This is a genomic window from Chitinophagales bacterium (genome assembly GCA_019638515.1).
Classification (GTDB): domain Bacteria; phylum Bacteroidota; class Bacteroidia; order Chitinophagales; family LD1; genus UBA7692.
In genome coordinates this window covers 1-16509 of record JAHBTS010000010.1, presented here as the reverse complement: position 1 = coordinate 16509, position 16509 = coordinate 1, and the positions used below count along the sequence as shown (strand labels likewise).

At 39.3% G+C, this 16509-nt stretch carries 14 protein-coding genes; 7 read left to right on the top strand and 7 right to left on the bottom strand.

Annotated features, from left to right (window positions below; translation table 11 throughout):
• Positions 1-87: 87 nt before the first annotated feature.
• Together KF872_12535 and KF872_12530 are read left to right on the top strand one after the other, a co-directional pair.
• Entirely contained in the window at positions 88-627 is a 540-nt protein-coding gene (locus KF872_12535) for a DUF255 domain-containing protein (protein ID MBX2904367.1), read from the top strand.
• Positions 628-1458, top strand: a complete 831-nt coding sequence (locus tag KF872_12530; GenBank protein MBX2904366.1) for a sulfite exporter TauE/SafE family protein — start codon at positions 628-630, stop codon at positions 1456-1458.
• On the opposite strand, the gene KF872_12525 is transcribed toward KF872_12530, so the two are convergent.
• Positions 1448-2398 carry a YihY/virulence factor BrkB family protein gene (locus KF872_12525; protein ID MBX2904365.1) on the bottom strand — a complete coding sequence of 317 codons (951 nt, stop codon included), beginning with the start codon at positions 2396-2398 and terminating at the stop codon, positions 1448-1450. The two genes, KF872_12530 and KF872_12525, sit on opposite strands and share 11 nt — an antisense overlap.
• Before the next feature lie 54 nt (positions 2399-2452).
• Between KF872_12525 and KF872_12520 the strand changes: the two genes are divergently transcribed.
• Positions 2453-5644: a UvrD-helicase domain-containing protein gene (locus tag KF872_12520; protein ID MBX2904364.1), complete on the top strand. Its 3192-nt coding sequence runs from the start codon at positions 2453-2455 to the stop codon at positions 5642-5644.
• The gene (locus KF872_12515; GenBank protein ID MBX2904363.1) at positions 5645-8422 is read left to right on the top strand and encodes a PD-(D/E)XK nuclease family protein; all 2778 of its coding nucleotides are present in this window, start codon (positions 5645-5647) and stop codon (positions 8420-8422) included.
• Position 8423: 1 nt separating this feature from the next.
• Here the strand turns inward: KF872_12515 and KF872_12510 are convergent, their stop codons facing one another.
• From KF872_12510 to KF872_12490, 5 genes are all read right to left on the bottom strand, one after another.
• Positions 8424-8981 carry an AAA family ATPase gene (locus KF872_12510; protein ID MBX2904362.1) on the bottom strand — a complete coding sequence of 186 codons (558 nt, stop codon included), beginning with the start codon at positions 8979-8981 and terminating at the stop codon, positions 8424-8426.
• A 7-nt stretch (positions 8982-8988) separates the two neighbouring features.
• A complete protein-coding gene (locus tag KF872_12505; protein ID MBX2904361.1) occupies positions 8989-9975 on the bottom strand; it encodes a ketoacyl-ACP synthase III in 987 nt (328 codons plus the stop codon).
• A 301-nt stretch (positions 9976-10276) separates the two neighbouring features.
• Positions 10277-10957, bottom strand: a complete 681-nt coding sequence (locus KF872_12500; GenBank protein MBX2904360.1) for a murein L,D-transpeptidase catalytic domain family protein — start codon at positions 10955-10957, stop codon at positions 10277-10279.
• Between the two features lie 148 nt (positions 10958-11105).
• Positions 11106-11300 (bottom strand): 30S ribosomal protein S21, encoded by a 195-nt coding sequence (rpsU, locus tag KF872_12495; protein ID MBX2904359.1) that lies wholly within the window; start codon positions 11298-11300, stop codon positions 11106-11108.
• A gap of 63 nt (positions 11301-11363) precedes the next feature.
• Positions 11364-13217, bottom strand: coding sequence for an FTR1 family protein (locus KF872_12490; GenBank protein ID MBX2904358.1), 1854 nt, complete (start codon positions 13215-13217; stop codon positions 11364-11366).
• A gap of 157 nt (positions 13218-13374) precedes the next feature.
• Between KF872_12490 and guaB the strand changes: the two genes are divergently transcribed.
• The 3 genes from guaB (at position 13375) to KF872_12475 (ending at position 15594) form a co-directional block, all read left to right on the top strand.
• Positions 13375-14841 carry an IMP dehydrogenase gene (guaB, locus tag KF872_12485; GenBank protein MBX2904357.1) on the top strand — a complete coding sequence of 489 codons (1467 nt, stop codon included), beginning with the start codon at positions 13375-13377 and terminating at the stop codon, positions 14839-14841.
• A gap of 65 nt (positions 14842-14906) precedes the next feature.
• On the top strand, positions 14907-15221 hold the full coding sequence (locus tag KF872_12480; protein MBX2904356.1) for a DUF3467 domain-containing protein: 315 nt from the start codon (positions 14907-14909) through the stop codon (positions 15219-15221).
• Positions 15222-15231: 10 nt separating this feature from the next.
• Positions 15232-15594: a hypothetical protein gene (locus KF872_12475; protein MBX2904355.1), complete on the top strand. Its 363-nt coding sequence runs from the start codon at positions 15232-15234 to the stop codon at positions 15592-15594.
• Between the two features lie 326 nt (positions 15595-15920).
• On the opposite strand, the gene KF872_12470 is transcribed toward KF872_12475, so the two are convergent.
• On the bottom strand, positions 15921-16509 hold a 589-nt coding region (locus KF872_12470), incomplete at its 5' end, for a gliding motility-associated C-terminal domain-containing protein (protein MBX2904354.1).

Sequence of the window (16509 nt, the reverse complement as noted above, 5' to 3'; positions counted from 1 at the left end):
GCAATTAAACTTTTGTAAAATCAATTGTTTAACTTAATAATTCAATCTTAAATAAAGCTATTTTATTTACCTTAGCACGATACAATTATGAAGAAGATTTTGTTTTTAATTGGTGTATTGTTTTTGAGTGTTACCTCATTCAAATCGCCCAAAACCACCGAAGGTGGAGGTATAAAATGGCTAACATGGGAGCAAGCACAAGCAGCACAAAAAGTAAAGCCCAAAAAAATTGTGGTAGATGTTTACACCGATTGGTGTGGATGGTGTAAGCGAATGGATGCAACTACTTTTTCGCATCCCGAAATTGTGAAGTATGTAAACGAGCATTATTATGCCGTAAAGTTTAACGCAGAGCAGCGCCAACCAATTGTTTTTAACGGCAAGGAGTATAAGTTTATAGGGCAGGGAAGCAGGGGCTACCATGAATTAGCAGCATTTATTATGAACAATAAAATGAGCTATCCCACAACAGTTTACTTAGATGAGCAGTTGAGTATTTTATCTCCAGTTCCGGGCTATCTGGAACCGGCAACTTTTGAAATGATTTTGAGTTATTTTGCTACCAATGCGTTTAGGAATACGCAATGGGAGCAATATCAAAATACCTTTAAAGGCAAAATTCAATAGTTGGAACAGTTTTATATTCCTGTAGTATTCTTGTTGTTTGGTTTTGCGGGAGGTTTTTTGGGTAGCATGTTGGGTGTGGGTGGAGGTATTATTTTCGTTCCGCTTTTTACGCATTTTTTAAGGCAAGCAGGTGTAGAAGGAAATGTGTTGGTAAAGTGTGTTTTGGCCAATTCAATGCTTACAATTGTGTTTACAGGTTTGGCTGCCAGCTACAACCAATATAAGCAAGGTACATACTATCCTAAACCGGTATTGTTTACGGCTTCGGCAGGTGTGGTGTCTTCACTCCTTACTACCTATTTTATTTCGTTGGGAAGTTGGTATAATAAGGAGAAGTTTTCGATAGTGTTTCTTACGTTATTAGTGGCGGTTACGCTCCGCACATTTATTAAACGAAACTCCTCAAGTTATTCAAATGATTTAGATAAGGTAGGTTTTAAAAAGTTGTCGGCAATTGGTTTTGGTACAGGAATAGTTACAGCACTTTCGGGTTTAGGTGGCGGTATTATTATGGTTCCGGCATTTAGTTCTATCCTTAAAATAGATATAAAGAAGGCAATATCGGTTTCAACAGGAGTAATACCCATAGCCGCTCTGCCACTCACTATATTTTATATTGTGAAATCGCCTTTGTTATTTCCATCACACATTTTTAATATAGGACACATAGTGCCTCAATATATTGTACCATTGGGAATTGGTATTACACTTGCGGCTAAGCGAGGTGTAAAGTTGGGTCATAAACTCTCTGAAATGCAACTAAAACTATTAATGCTGCTGCTAATAGCAATAGTGGCTACTAAAATGCTGTGGGAAGTTTTTATTCATTAGAACACTTGTTGCCGACCGTGGTTCTATGGTGATAAATACTGGCATTTAACTCGTATCCTATAAGCAAAACAAACGCATTGATGTTAATCCAAATCATCATAAGCATAATAGTACCAATAGAACCAAAAATAGTGTTGTAGCGATTTAAGTGCGTTACATAAAACGAAAATCCAATAGATGCGAGCAACGATAAAAGCGTGGCAATAGTAGCTCCCGGTGAAATAAAACGGTATTTGGTTTTGGTAGAGGGACCATAGTAGTAAATGAGCGAAATAGAAAAGAAAAAGAGCATTACTATAACAAAGTAGCGTAGGAAATTGATAAGGAAACGCGTTAATGAATTATCAATTTGCAAGAGTGAAAAACCAAATCGAAATAAATCTTGCCCCGCAACAATTAGCACTACAGAAATTAAAAACATAAGCACGAGCAGCATTGATATTTTTGTTGCAACCAAACGTGCAAGAATGCCGGAGCGCTTGGTGTAATACTCATACGATTTATCGAAAGATGCCATCATGGCAAGTACACCACTTGTGGTGAGATAGCCCGATAGCAAAAAGGAACCGGTTAGTAAATCGCTTCGCTTTTTTACTAAAACCTCATTGAGTGTACCAAAAATGAATTCATAAAACTCACCCATAGGAAGCACAGAACGCAATAGCTCTTCTATGTTTGTTTCGTTCAGCGCTTCAATACCAAGAAATGGAATAAGCGAAAACACAAAAATTAGCGCAGGAAACAATGCCAAAAAGAAACTGAATGCAATAGATTTGCTACGCATGGGAAGTGAGTTCTTCTTTATTTCTTCAATAAAAAAGAGTACCACATTATACACAGGAATACCATCGAAACCCGGAAGTGTAAACGATTTTGCAATGCCTTCCCAGTTTTTAATGAATGGAAACTTGCGTTTCAGTTTTTTGTAAATAGCATCCATCGGCAATCGAAAATAATCGCATTATTTAATGAACAAAAAATCTAACTTGCCTTCATGCTCAAAATTGTAAAAGCATCTGCCGGTTCGGGTAAAACATATACGCTGGTAAAGGAGTATTTGCGACTGGCATTACAGCAACCCCAAACCTACTTTAAGCATATACTGGCTATTACTTTTACCAATAAAGCAGCCAACGAAATGAAATCGCGCGTACTCGAAAAATTAGATGCGCTCTCTGAACTTTCGTCCAAAGAAAAACATCTCATAGATTTTTTGTGTAGCGAACTGCATCTCTCGCCCAGTGAATTAAAAATACGTTGCCAAAGCATGTTGCAAGCCATGCTGCACCATTATGCCGATATTGGTATTTGCACCATAGATAAGTTTACACACCAAGTAATACGCGGCTTTGCCTACGAACTAAAGCTGAATATGAATGTGGAAATAGAAATGGATACCGATGCTTTGCTTACACAGGTGGTAGAACTTTTACTTAATGAAATTGAAGATGAAAACAGTACACAAACAAGTATTGAACGCGAAAATTTATCGAAAGCACTTATAGAGTTTGCCACCGCAAAAATGGATGAAGAACGGAGCTATAATATTGAAGATGAGTTGGTGAATTTTTCTAAAAACCTTCTAAGAGACGATACCTTCATGCACCGCGAAACTCTTGAAAATACTTCAATTCCGGCACTCTTAGATTTACAGAAGGCATTGGTTGTATTCATAAAAGGTTTTGATGAAAAGTCAGATAAGATTGCCTCAGAGGCCATTGAGTTAATTGAAAAACAAGGTGTAACCGAAGAAGATTTTTGGCAGAAGAGTAGGAGCATTCTGGGCTATTTTAAACAAGTGAAAAAGAAAGGTGCTAACTATGACAATGCTGCCACAGGAACTACGGTTCACCAAAAAACAATACACGAAGGTAAGTGGGCTTCAAGCCCTGAAGCTGATGCCAAAATAGCCCCCATAAAAGAGAGAATTGCAGATTACTTTTCGTTGCTCACAGCCTTGCACTCCAATGAGTATGGGGAGGTAGCATTGGCTAAACTTATTAAGAAAAATATTTTCCCGTTTATGCTGCTGCAAGCAGTAAACAATATTCTTACGAGCTATAAAAACGAAAATGGTTTGATGCTTATTGCAGAGTTTCAGCATAGAGTGTTTAGTGAAGTAAAAGACCAGCCTGTGCCTGTAATTTATGAACGCGTGGGCGGCCGCTATAACAACATTATGATAGATGAGTTCCAAGACACATCTGTAATGCAATGGCACAACTTGCTTCCACTAATAGATAATGCTGTTGCCAATATGCAGGAGTGCTTGATTGTGGGCGATGCCAAGCAAGCCATTTATCGTTTTAGAGGAGGTGAAGTAAAGCAGTTTTCTATGCTGCCGGAAATATATGGCAGCGATAAAGATTGGGTATTAAAGGAGCGCGAGATAAACATTATGAACCACCAGCCTGTGGTAGAAAACTTAGAATATAATTTCCGCAGTTGTGCCAATATAATAGATTTTAATAACCGCTTTTATGAGTTAGCAAAAGCACAACCGGAACTAAAAGATAAGGCTGCTTACCAAGACCATGCACAAAAAGTAGGCTCTTCTAAAAAAGGTGGTAATGTGGCTATTGCACTGGTAGAAAAAAGCGATGAAGAAGCTAGGCTCGCAAAGACTTTGGAGTTGGTGCAAGCTGCACTGCAAAATAAGTATAAACAACGTGATATTGCCATATTGGTAGATACCAATAAAATAGGTACTCAAGTTGCATCGTATTTAATAAACAATGGCATAAACGTAATTTCACCTGAGAGTCTAATTATAGCCGAAGCAGATTCTGTAAAGTTGTTGGAATGTGCACTTATGTACCTGCACCGCAGCAACGATTTGGTGTTGCGCGCAGAACTTTTGTATTCACTACAGTTGCGGTTTGCTAATAATGCTAGTATTGAAGCTATTGCTGTAGATAGCAACCAGCGACAGTTTGAAGGAGAAATTTCAGCATTAATTCAGCAAGAATTTAATGCTTACAAATTATTGGAATTGCGCTTATTCGATCTGCTGCATAAGCTTGCTGCGCTTTTTAAATTAGATATTGGAAGCGACCCATTTATTCAGTTCTTTTTAGATGAAGTGCTTTTGTATAGTCAAAGATTTATCGGAAATATTCAACACTTTTTAGAATGGTGGGAGAAGGAAAAAGAGAAAAAAAGTATCATCTATCCCGAAACTTTAGATGCCGTGAAAGTAATGACGGTACACAAATCTAAAGGCCTTGAGTTTCCGGTTGTTATTTTACCCAATGCCAACTTTAGCACCATTTCTAGAAATAAGCAAGTATGGATAAACATAGATAAGCCTTACTATGCAGGTATTCACGAATTTCTATTGCCGGTAGAAAAAAGTTTAGAGAAAACTTCGTTTGCACACCTTTACACCAATGAGCGCGATAGTATGTTTCAAGAAAAGTTAAACCTACTGTATGTTGCTACTACACGCCCTACCGATTGGTTGTATGTAATAGTAAATCAGCAAGACCAAAAGAAGAAAGCAAAGGCAAGTGATAGCGAAGATGGAGAAGGCGGTATGAGTGAGTTAGGCTTATTGTTTCATAAATTTATTGAGCAAGAGCAGGTAGAAGAAGTAAGCGAAAATATGTTTCAAGTTTATGCAGAAGAAACTGTTAGGCAAGCGCATGAGAGCAAGGAAAAGACTACACTTTTTCAGGTTGGTGGCAACATTACTTCAGCTGAGGATTCAGTGTTGCAAGTGCGCAAAAATCCACGTTTAAAATGGAGGCAATCTAAGCTAAACGATATTGCTTACGGCAACCTGTTGCACACTATTTTAAGTGAAATAAAATATGCTGATGAATATGAAGTGGTAACCGAAAAGCTTTTACAAAGCAAAGCGGTAGAATCAGAAATTGCAGCACGCATTAAGCACGATATTGCAGCTGTGGTTCATCATCCGCAACTACATAAATTTTTTATGCCGCCATTTGAAATTTTTAATGAAACAGGATTAAGCATACAAGGCGAATTGAAATTTCCGGATAGAGTTGTGTTGGATAAAGCAGCTAATGTGGTTTATATCATAGACTACAAAACAGGTGAAGAAATTGCTGCCCATAAAGCTCAATTAGAAGTGTATAAAGAAGGATTTAACCAACTTGGATTTCGTGTAGAAGCGGCAATAATTTATTACACACAAACCAACTTAATAACCATAGTATAAATGAATTTTTTACAAAAGGTTGCCCTCGAAGTTATAGCACAGCATGGTAATAATTTAAGCACCATACATGTGGTGCTACCCACACACCGTGCTTGCTATTTTTTTAGAAAAGCATTGTTGGAAAGCGGCAAAACACTTTGGCTTCCAAGCATCAATACGCTAAGCGATTGGGTGCAGAAAGTTGCAGGGCTGCAAACAGTAGATATGCTGGAAGAAATAATGCTGTTGCACAGTATCTATTTGCAAACAGGTAGAGGCGAAACATTAGATGAATTTTTACCACTTGGCAGAACACTATGTAATGATTTTGAGGAAATAGACATGCACATGGTGCGCATAGATTGGTTCTTTAGAGAGTTGCGCAATTTGGCATCAATGAAAGTGTATGAACCGGCTACCGAGTTAAGTGCTTCGCAATTAGATTATTTGAAGTTTTGGGAGCGTTTTGAAGTACTGTATAAAACGCATCGCAAGGAGTTAAAAACGTTGGGCAAGGCAAATGCAGGAATGATATTTCGCCAGGTGGCAGAAAATATAGAGGCAATAAGCAAAGACCTAAGCAACTTTTATTTTGTTGGTTTCGATGGTTTAACCAAGGCAGAGGAAACCATCATAAGGCATATGCACACACATGCTAAAGCCACAGTGTTTTGGAATACCGATGCGTATTACGTTGAGAATACAGAGCGCGAGGCAGGTTACTTTTTTAGAAAGTATTTTAAAGAGTGGAAAGGCAATATGCAGTATTGCGAGAACCAGATATTAACTACTAAAAAAGAAGTTGAAGTAATAAGTGTGGCACGCAGTGTTGGGCAGGCAAAAGTTGCAGTTGAAGTTATTGCCAATCACTTACAACTTACCGATGCAAATGCCATAAACACAGCAGTTATTTTATCGGATGAAAAGTTGCTGCAACCCCTGCAATATCTATTGCCCTCTTCACTAAGCAAGTATAACTTAACTATGGGTTTGCCGGTATTGCGCTCGCTTGCTGGCGAATTCTTTTTGTTGCTTTTCAAATTGCACGATACTACTGAGCGTATTATGACGCGCACACACAAGCAAAAGTTATACTTCAAAGATGTAGTGGCATTATTTCAGCATTCGTTTTTTGGTGCGCTGGTGCCGCAAGCAGAAATACATGCAGCAATAGCCGCCATACGCAGGAAAAATATTGTGTTTGTAGATCGCAGCTATTTTGAAAAGAACCATGCAGGCTTTCCAGCACAAGTGCTGGAAGTGTTGTTTCATACAAGCCATTCCGATAAGTATTTACAGCAGCTTATGTTGCTTGCCGAGCAGCTTATAGAGCATTTTAAGCAAGCAGGAAAATCTGAAATGGAGTTGGAATTTTTACATAAAATTTCTGATGCCATAGGCACCATTGCAACGCCCTTGGCAAATGTGGTGTTGCAAACCAAAACCATTCGCGCGTTGTTAAACGATGAGTTCAAGGCACACCGTGTTCCATTTGAAGGGGAACCTGCAGAGGGCTTGCAAATAATGGGTTTGATGGAGTCACGCTGCTTAGATTTTGAGAATATAATTGTTTTATCGGCAAACGAAGGCGTACTTCCATCGGGCAAAGGAAGCAAGAGTTATATTCCGCATCCGTTGCGCAATGCTGCTTTGTTTTCGCATGTTCAAAAAGATGCTAGAACAGCGTATTTATTCTATCGTTTATTTCATAAAGCCAAGCGTATTTATTTATTGTACGATACCGAAGGCAACAGTTTAGGCGGAGGCGAAAAAAGTAGATTCCTCTTGCAATTGGGATATGAATTGGTAAAAGAAACTTCCAGTATAAAACTGAAGGAAAGTGTTTACAGCGTTAGTCCGCCAGCGGCAACTGCGGCAGCAGCAATATCCGTTCCTAAAACAGAAGCTGTGTTGCAAACCATAAAATCTAATATGGCGTATGGACTTTCGCCATCGGGTTTGAGTACTTTTATCAATTGCCCGCTGCAATATTATTTCCGATACATTGCTCACATACAAGAAGCCGATGATGTAGAAGAAAGCATGGAGAGTAACACCATTGGCACAGCCATTCACCATGTTTTAGAAGTATTGTATAAGCCTAAAGTTGGCGCAGTGCTTACTGTTGATTGGCTGGAGCAAATTAGTAAAAATAGTGCAGAAATAGAGCGCTTACTAAAAGAAGGCTTTAGAGAGAAATTTGATGAAGACGCATTGATGCAAGGCAAAAACCATTTGCAGTATCGCCTGAGTTTAAAGATGATTGATGCGTTTCTGAAGAATGAAATTGCACGTGTAAAGCAAGGCGAATCTATACGCATAGAGGCATTGGAAACTCCTTTAGAAACAGTATTCAATGTGCATGATTCAACTGTAAAAATTAAAGGCTTTGCCGATAGAATTGAGTTTCAAGGTAAGGCACTTACAATTGTAGATTTTAAGAGTGGAAAGGCTAAAAATGTAAGCCTGAAAGGCGATGAGCAAGAGGTAATGTTTAAAGACCCGAAGTTTAAAGTGCAGTTTCAGTTGCTTATGTATGCATGGACTTATTGGCGCATGAATGCAACACTAAGTTTACCTATTCAATCAGGAATTTTTTGGTTGCAAAGAGTAAACAAGGGATTTGATAAGTTAGATATAAACGACACCACTTTATTGGGTGTAGAGCATTTACAATTTTTTGAAGAGCAGCTGCTTATCTTATTGAAAGAATTGCTTAATGCCGAAATTCCTTTTATGCAAACAGCAGAGGTTGAACGCTGTACTTATTGTGCCTATAAGCGGATTTGCAAGCGATAGTTTACTTGTAAACTTGTTTTAATCCATCTTCTATTTGTGCATAAAGCTCTTCAAAAGTACCATCGTTCATGAGCTTGAAATCGGCTGCAGCAATACATGCCGAAAGATTTTGTTTGGTTTCATCGGTAGAAACCATTTCACGCCTTTCATTATCCATAAAAGTTTCAAACGAAACAGAATCGGTAGCACTTTTTCTTTCCGAAATTCTTTGGTAGCGAAGTTCCGGAGCAGCATCTACGGCCAGCAATCTAAAGCCGTGCAATTGGCGCAGGGCTTTAACTTCACCCATAGTTCTTATACTTTCTATAATGCTGTTTTTGCCCGATTTTTTTGCCAATTCGTAGAGTTGCTCTACAATATAACTTGGTGAATATTTTGCACGCAGTTCGTTGGCTACTTCTACCATGCTATCGCGGTTGAGCGGTAGTTTTCTTTTCACTATTTCGGCACTTAAAAAATCGCGTACCGAAAAGTGTAAAAAGCCATGTTGGTTTTGAAGATATTCTACGATGGTACCTTTTCCGGCACCTAAGGTTCCTGTAATCCCAATTATGCGCATACTCAATTTATATTGCCCATTTTAAGTAAATGGCTCCCCAAGTAAAGCCACCGCCAAATGTAGCAAGAATAAGGTTGTCGCCCTTTTTAAATTTTGTTTTCCATTCATCTAAGCAAAGTGGAATGGTTGCATTGGTGGTATTGCCATAACGTTGAATGTTTACGGTTACTCTTTCGGGATTAAATCCTATGCGCTGGTTTACGGCTTCAATAATTCTAATATTGGCTTGGTGTGGCACAAACCAGTGCACATCCTGTGCACTTAGTGCATGGCGTTTCATTATTTCGCTAACACACTCGGTAACTTTGGTTACGGCAACTTTAAATACCGATTTTCCTTCTTGGTAAACGTAGTGCAATTTTTGTTCTACGGTGGCTGCACTGGGCGGTAAGGCAGAGCCTCCTGCTTTTTGGTGCAGAAATTGGAAGCCGGAACCATCGGTGCCCATTTCTGCATCTTGAATTCCAAATTCGCTGCTGCATGGTTCGAGCAATACGGCTGCTGCTGCATCGCCAAAAATTACACAAGTTTGGCGATCGGTATAATCAATAATAGAAGACATTTTATCTGCTCCCACCACAATTACCTTTTTGTACGCGCCACTTTCAATATACTTTGATGCTGTGAGCAAACCAAAAAGAAAACCGGAACATGCGGCATTTATGTCGTAGCTAAATGCGTTTACCAAACCACATTTATCGGAAATAATATTGGCGGTAGCGGGAAATACGTAATCGGGCGTTACGGTACAGCAAATAAGTAAATCTACTTCTTCGGGCGATAGTTGTTTTTCGCGCAGTAGTTTTTGTACTGCGGGAATTGCCATGGCAGAGGTACCTTTGTTTTCACCTTTCAATATTCTTCGTTCTTTAATTCCTGTTCTTTCAAAAATCCATTCATCGGATGTTTCTACCATTGTTTCCAATATTTTGTTGGAAAGTACATCTTCAGGATAGTAAGATGCTACGGCTGTTATGGCGGCTCTATTTTTCACTTGTAATTATTGAGGCATAGATACCTTTTTTCTCAAAATTACTAATACCGATGCGGGTAGTTTAGTATGTATTATGAATAGATGCAAACTTATTCTGCGCCATAAAAGGAAACATTATTGACTGTGGTTTGCTTCACTACATTCTGTATTCATCGATTATCTATAGTATTACCTTTTGGTTCTTTAGTATAGAAAAATTTAGTAGTAGAAAAGGTGAAACAACCAATGTTGAAGCCCAATAAAACGCTATGAAACCAATGTACTTTTGGTGAAAGAGTTGTATGAAACAGAAGCGAATCTGCTACTTTATTAAATGCGATTTTGCCAGATAATTTTTATCGGGATAAAAGATAAAAAGGCAACTGCCTCCTTTGAGTGCGTTAATAATATGGTCGCGCAATTCCATTGGCACACTTGGGCAGCCGAAACTTCTGCCCAATCTTCCTTGCTCGGCAATAAAATTTTCGCTTACATAATCGGCTCCATGCATTACAATGGCACGTTTTTCGGCATTATCGTTAAAGCCCTTTTCTACACCTTCTAACTTTAGCGATAATCCATGTTTCCCTTGGTATGTATCGCCTGTAATGTAAAAGCCTAAGCTGCTTTGGTAGCTCGAAGGTTCGTTCGAAAACCTTGAAGCAAATTCTTCGCCTGTGTTTTTACCGTGTGCTACCAATGAGTTAAACAATACTTGCCTTTTGGCAAGGTCTATTACAAATAGTCTTTTTTCGTTCGAAGACTTGGAGAAATCGCATACCGATAAAATTTCGGAATTTATCTTTCCTTGTTGTAATAACTTTTCAAAGCCTTTTAATGCTTTTTGGAAGATAGATTTATTAAGCCCCAGTTGTTGTAAATTCAACTGTTCGTAAGTTCTCATAGCTTCAGCCAATGATACAAAAGGAGTGTGGGGCTTTTCGGCATGTACATACCTGCTGCCCAACAGTAATACAAAAAATATGGCAATAGCTTTTCTCACTTTAGCGAAAGTACAAGATTTTTTTCTTAGAAAGGTATTTAGGTTAGAAGTAGGGTGGTAAAAAGCACAAAAAACCCGTTACAACGTAAGTTGCAACGGGCTTTAGCCTATTTGTTATTAACCTGTAATCAAACCTAAAGAATGGGAATTATCCCAATTGCTCTCTTTTCACTTGCTCGTGATAAGCAGCACGCAACACTTCGTTTCTGCGCTGTACACTTTTTTTAGTGAAAACTTGGCGGTCGCGCAATTCACGCAAAATGCCTGCTTTCTCAAATTTCTTTTTGTACTTTTTTAAAGCTCTGTCAATGCTTTCAGATTCGCGTGCATCTACTATTAGCATAATTCTGTTTAAATTTTGGAGGTGCGAAGATAACTTTTCAATTTAAATAAACAAAAGTAATTGCTATTTTTTTGAACTCAACCAGCGCAAGGCAATAATAAGCAAAAATACAACCGCTTGTGCCGATAGTGTTTCTATGGTGTTATAGATACCCAAAATTTCAATTACAGGAAACGAGCTGATTTTATGTATTGATACAAAGCCTGCCTCTTGAAAAGAGTGCATACCTTTTCCTGCCAAAACAAAAGCAAGCACGCTGATGGTAAATGCCGATATTTGGAATAGTTTCTGAACGGGCAACTTGGCAGAGTATTTATGCGAGATAAATGCCAATGCCAATACAATAATGCCGGCTGCCACAATACCCGTTCCGAGTGCTGCAGTTTGTGTGCCCTTGCTTTGAATTTGCAATGCAGAAAGGAAAAGCAGGCTCTCAAACACTTCGCGAAACGATACAAAAAAGGCCAATGCTGCCAGTCCCCACACACTTTTGTTGCTATTGGCTTTGGCTACTAATTCGCCCACATATTTTTTCCACTCTTCGGCTTTGCTTTTACTGTGGAGCCAAAAGCCAACATATATCAACACACTTACTGCAACTAGTGCTATAATGCCTTCCATAAGTTCCATATTGGTAATGCTGGATTGAATGGCTTTGCCGCTTACTATCCAAATTACTACTCCAATGGCTATGGCAGAAATCCACCCAAGGTGGATGTATTTTTTGCGTTCACCAAGGTTGGAGCGATCTAAAATGGCAAGCAGTACCATAATCACCAAGAAGGCTTCTAGACCTTCGCGTAATAAAATAATTAGTGTTATTGAAAATGCCATCCAAAACGACACGTTGTTGTTTTCTAATGCGGCAGAGGCCACACCTACGCTGCGTATTGCTTTTTCTACTGCGGCTTTTACTTCTTCGACAGGGGCATTTTTTTTCATGAGCAGTCGCACCTCGGTAACATTATCTTCTAATTCTTTTGCTGCTGTGGTATTTACGTTGCTAAGGTGAATTTCTACCGGTTCTACGCCTTCTAAGTATGCAGATATAGCAAGGCGTTCGGCAGTTTTGTAATCGGCATTTTCGTAGGCAGCCAGTGCTTCTTTTAATAGTTTTTCTGTGCGCGATAAAAAGATGTTGTTGGCTTCTTGCGGTAGGCGGTTTCTTAGTTGCTGAATTTGCGCTGCGCTCCAGCCTTTTTCTTTGAAGGTGTTATCGGAGTGCACGGCAATTTCATCTAAAGAAATTTCAGGAATAACTGTTTCGCTCTTTTTTCCATTATAGCGAAGTGCCAACACATAAAAGGCAACATCCCACACTTCTTTTTCGCTCAGGCTAGTGTTGGCAACCATACCTGTTCCTTCTATGCCCACGCGTACGGTATTGAATATGGCGAAAGGGCTGAGTGCACCCACAATGGCATCGTCATGAAAGTTGCGCGGTGCAGGTTTTAAGTGTATGCCTTCGGGACCATCACCGGCACCATTTTCACCATGGCAGGCGGCACAGTGGGCTTTAAAAATATTTTTGCCATTGGCAATGTCGGGATACAGAGCAGGAGCAGTGTTGATGCCGTAGTGTGCAATGAGTTTTTGGCGCAACGCAGTGGCTTCGGCCGATACAATAGTGGCATCGGCTTTTTCAGAAATAAGTTTCTTAATAGAGTTTATAGCAATGCTTGTAGAATCTTGTTCGGTAAATTGTAGTTCTGTAATTTGTTTGGTGAGTGCCTCGCTAAATTCTTGCATCTCGGCATACTCATCTGCATCTTTTACATTGCCATTTGCTATGGCATGTTGGTAATCGCGGGCTATGTAGTCGAGTGTGTGAACTAAATTCCTAACCTTTTCTTGGTTGGCTTTTGCCGGCACTAAACTCAATAAAACTATAGTAGATATAACTAAAAACTGCTTCACTTTTCTTATTTAGAATTTGTATAAACAACGCAAATGAAGTATTTTTTTTGAAGCGGAGGTTTAAATCGTAAGAAAGCGTAGTTCATATTTTTGTGTAATACCCAAAATCGCATTTCACGGAAAAAAAAAATTTGTAGGTTTGCACATGGCAAGAAATATTTCTGACAACAAGTTCAGTTACGATGGAATTACATTTGATGATGTACTTTTAATTCCCGCACATTCCGAAATACTTCCGCGCGAAGTAGATATTTCAACAAAACTTACCAAGAATTTAACCATCAATGTTCCATTGGTGTCGGCCGCTATGGATACCGTAACCGAATCGGCATTGGCAATAGCAGTGGCGCGGGTTGGCGGCATTGGTATGATACACAAAAATATGCCCAAAGAGCAACAGGCAGAAATGGTACGCAAAGTAAAGCGGGCAGATAGCGGCATGATAATTGACCCAATAATACTTTTAGAAGATGCCGTAATTGGAGATGCTCATAAAATTATGAGTGAAAACAGAATTGGGGGCATTCCAATCGTAAACAAAACCGGAAAACTCATTGGTATTTTAACTAATCGCGATTTGCGTTTTGAAAAAAATAACAAACGCAAAGTGGTGGAAGTAATGACAAAAGAAAAACTCATTACCGCACCCAAAGGAACGAACCTAAAGCAGGCAGAAAAAATTCTGGAGCAGTATAAAATTGAAAAGCTACCCGTAATAGATAAAGGTGGCAAATTGGTTGGCTTAATTACCTACAAAGATATTTTAAAATTACGCAGCCATCCCAATGCCGCCAAAGACTCGTTGGGAAGATTGCTTTGCGGAGCTGCAGTGGGCGTTACTCCCGATATGTTGGAGCGCATAGAGGCATTGGTAAATGTGGGAGTAGATGTAGTTTGTATAGATACTGCCCACGGACATTCGAAAGGAGTATTAACTGCCATAAAAAAAGCAAAACAAACCTTTAAGCAACTCGAAATAATTGGTGGCAATGTAGCTACCGAGGCAGGCGCAAAGGCATTGATAGATGCCGGTGTAGATGGTGTAAAAGTAGGAGTGGGGCCGGGTTCTATTTGCACTACGAGAGTAGTTGCAGGAGTAGGCGTACCGCAACTTTCAGCAATTTACGAAGCCAGCAAAGCTGCTAAAAAAGCAGGAGTGCCAATTATTGGTGATGGTGGTATTCGCTACACTGGCGATATTGTAAAGGCAATAGCTGCCGGAGCCGATACCGTAATGGCAGGCGGCATATTTGCAGGAACAGACGAAAGCCCCGGAGAAACAATAATCTACGAAGGAAGAAAGTTTAAGAGTTACCGCGGTATGGGCAGCGTAGAAGCCATGAAAGAAGGTTCAAAAGATCGCTATTTTCAAGATGTGGAAGACGATATTAAAAAGCTGGTACCCGAAGGAATTGTAGGCAGAGTGCCATACAAAGGCAGTGTGAGCGAAGTAATGTACCAATACATTGGCGGCTTACGTGCCGGCATGGGCTATTGCGGAGCTAAAAATATAAAGACATTACAGCAAGCACAGTTTGTGCGCATTACTTCGGCAGGCGTGGCAGAATCGCATCCACACGATGTAAGCATCACCAAAGAAGCTCCTAATTACAGCCGTAAGTGATTTTGTTTTTTTCTGAAATAAATACAGTCTATTACCATAACATTGCAACAAAACATATATAAACAATGGAACAGCAACCTCCCGTTGAAAACCAAATAAATATTGAACTCTCTGAAGAAGTAGCAGAAGGCGTATATTCTAATCTCGCAATTATTTCGCACTCAAACAGCGAGTTTGTGGTAGATTTTATTCGTTTAGTACCCAATATGCCTAAGGCAAAAGTAAAGTCGCGTATTATACTTTCTCCCCAGCACGCAAAACGTCTTATTCGTGCATTGCGCGATAACATAGATAAGTACGAAGCCCAATTTGGTTCTATTCAAGAAGATGATATGCCGCCTCCATTCCCTATGGGATTTGGCCCTGTGGCACAGGCCTAAAAAAGTAAGTATGTTAGATATATTTCTATTGATTTTTTTTGGATTCAAAATCCATAAACTGGCAGTGAGCAAAGGGCTTGTTCCCAATAAATGGGTATTGAATTTTGTACTCAGTTATGTGGCGACCAGTATTTTATTTGTGGTTGCACTTATGTTTGCAGTTGGTAAGGATACTTTTTCCAATCCCGAAAAATTAAAAGAAATAATACCGTATTTACCTCTTTCGCTTTTAGTAGAAGTAGGATTGTTTTTCTTTTTCCGCTCTCGTTTAATGCGCTATCCGGATGTGGAGTATTACGATGATGAAACACCGCCATCTTCTAGCGATAATAACAACGAGCCTCCGCAGAAAGACTTATCTTATTTTAGATAAGCACAGTTTGTAAGTAAATTTCAATTTGTTTTAGGTTAATGGTGCTACTTTCTTAAAGAAAGAAACCCACACAGATGCCTGACGTTAAGTTGCTTAACTAAAATCAGGATTTGAGCTGAGCAGCATCGCTGTAATCTGCCGTTAACTTGTTTTGTGGACGAAGTTCTTTTCCCGAAAGAAAAGAATGCAGCCCGCCATTGACACTACAATTTTAAGCTCGGTTTGAAAATAAATATCCAACTAACGCATCAATCTGTGTGGGATATGGTGTGAAAGAACTTTCTGTTTCGAAAATAAGTATTTTAAAAAAGAATGCGCTGCAAAAATTACCTAATTAAAGAAACGCTGCCTTTGTATTGTTGAGTAGTGGTATTCATAAATGTAACTTTCATGGTGTACACATACACGCCCGAAGGTTGTGCCGATCCTTTAAAAGTGCCATCCCATCCCAAATGTGTATCGTTAGATTCAAATACCAGTTCGCCCCAACGGTTAAATACTTTCCAAGCAATAGCTTTTATACCAATTCCCATAGGTAAAAGGATATCGTTATTGCCATCGTTGTTTGGAGAAAACACATTAGGCATATAAATTTTAATACCCGTAATTACATTTACTGTTACCATAGCCGTGGCAGTACACTTATTGGCATCAGCATAGTGCAGCGTATAGCTGATGGTATCAACAGGACTTGCTACCGTATTTTTACAATCAACACAACTTAAGAATGTAGGTGGATCCCATTGGTATGTTCCGTTTCCTCCATTGCTTACAACAGGATTTAAAAGCACTTTATTGTCTTCGTAAATGGTAGTATCTGTTGGCAATTGAATTACCGGACTGGCAAATACCGTAATGTTCACAGCATCGCTTGCCGTGCATCCCGCAGCATTGGTTACGGTTACACTATATGTG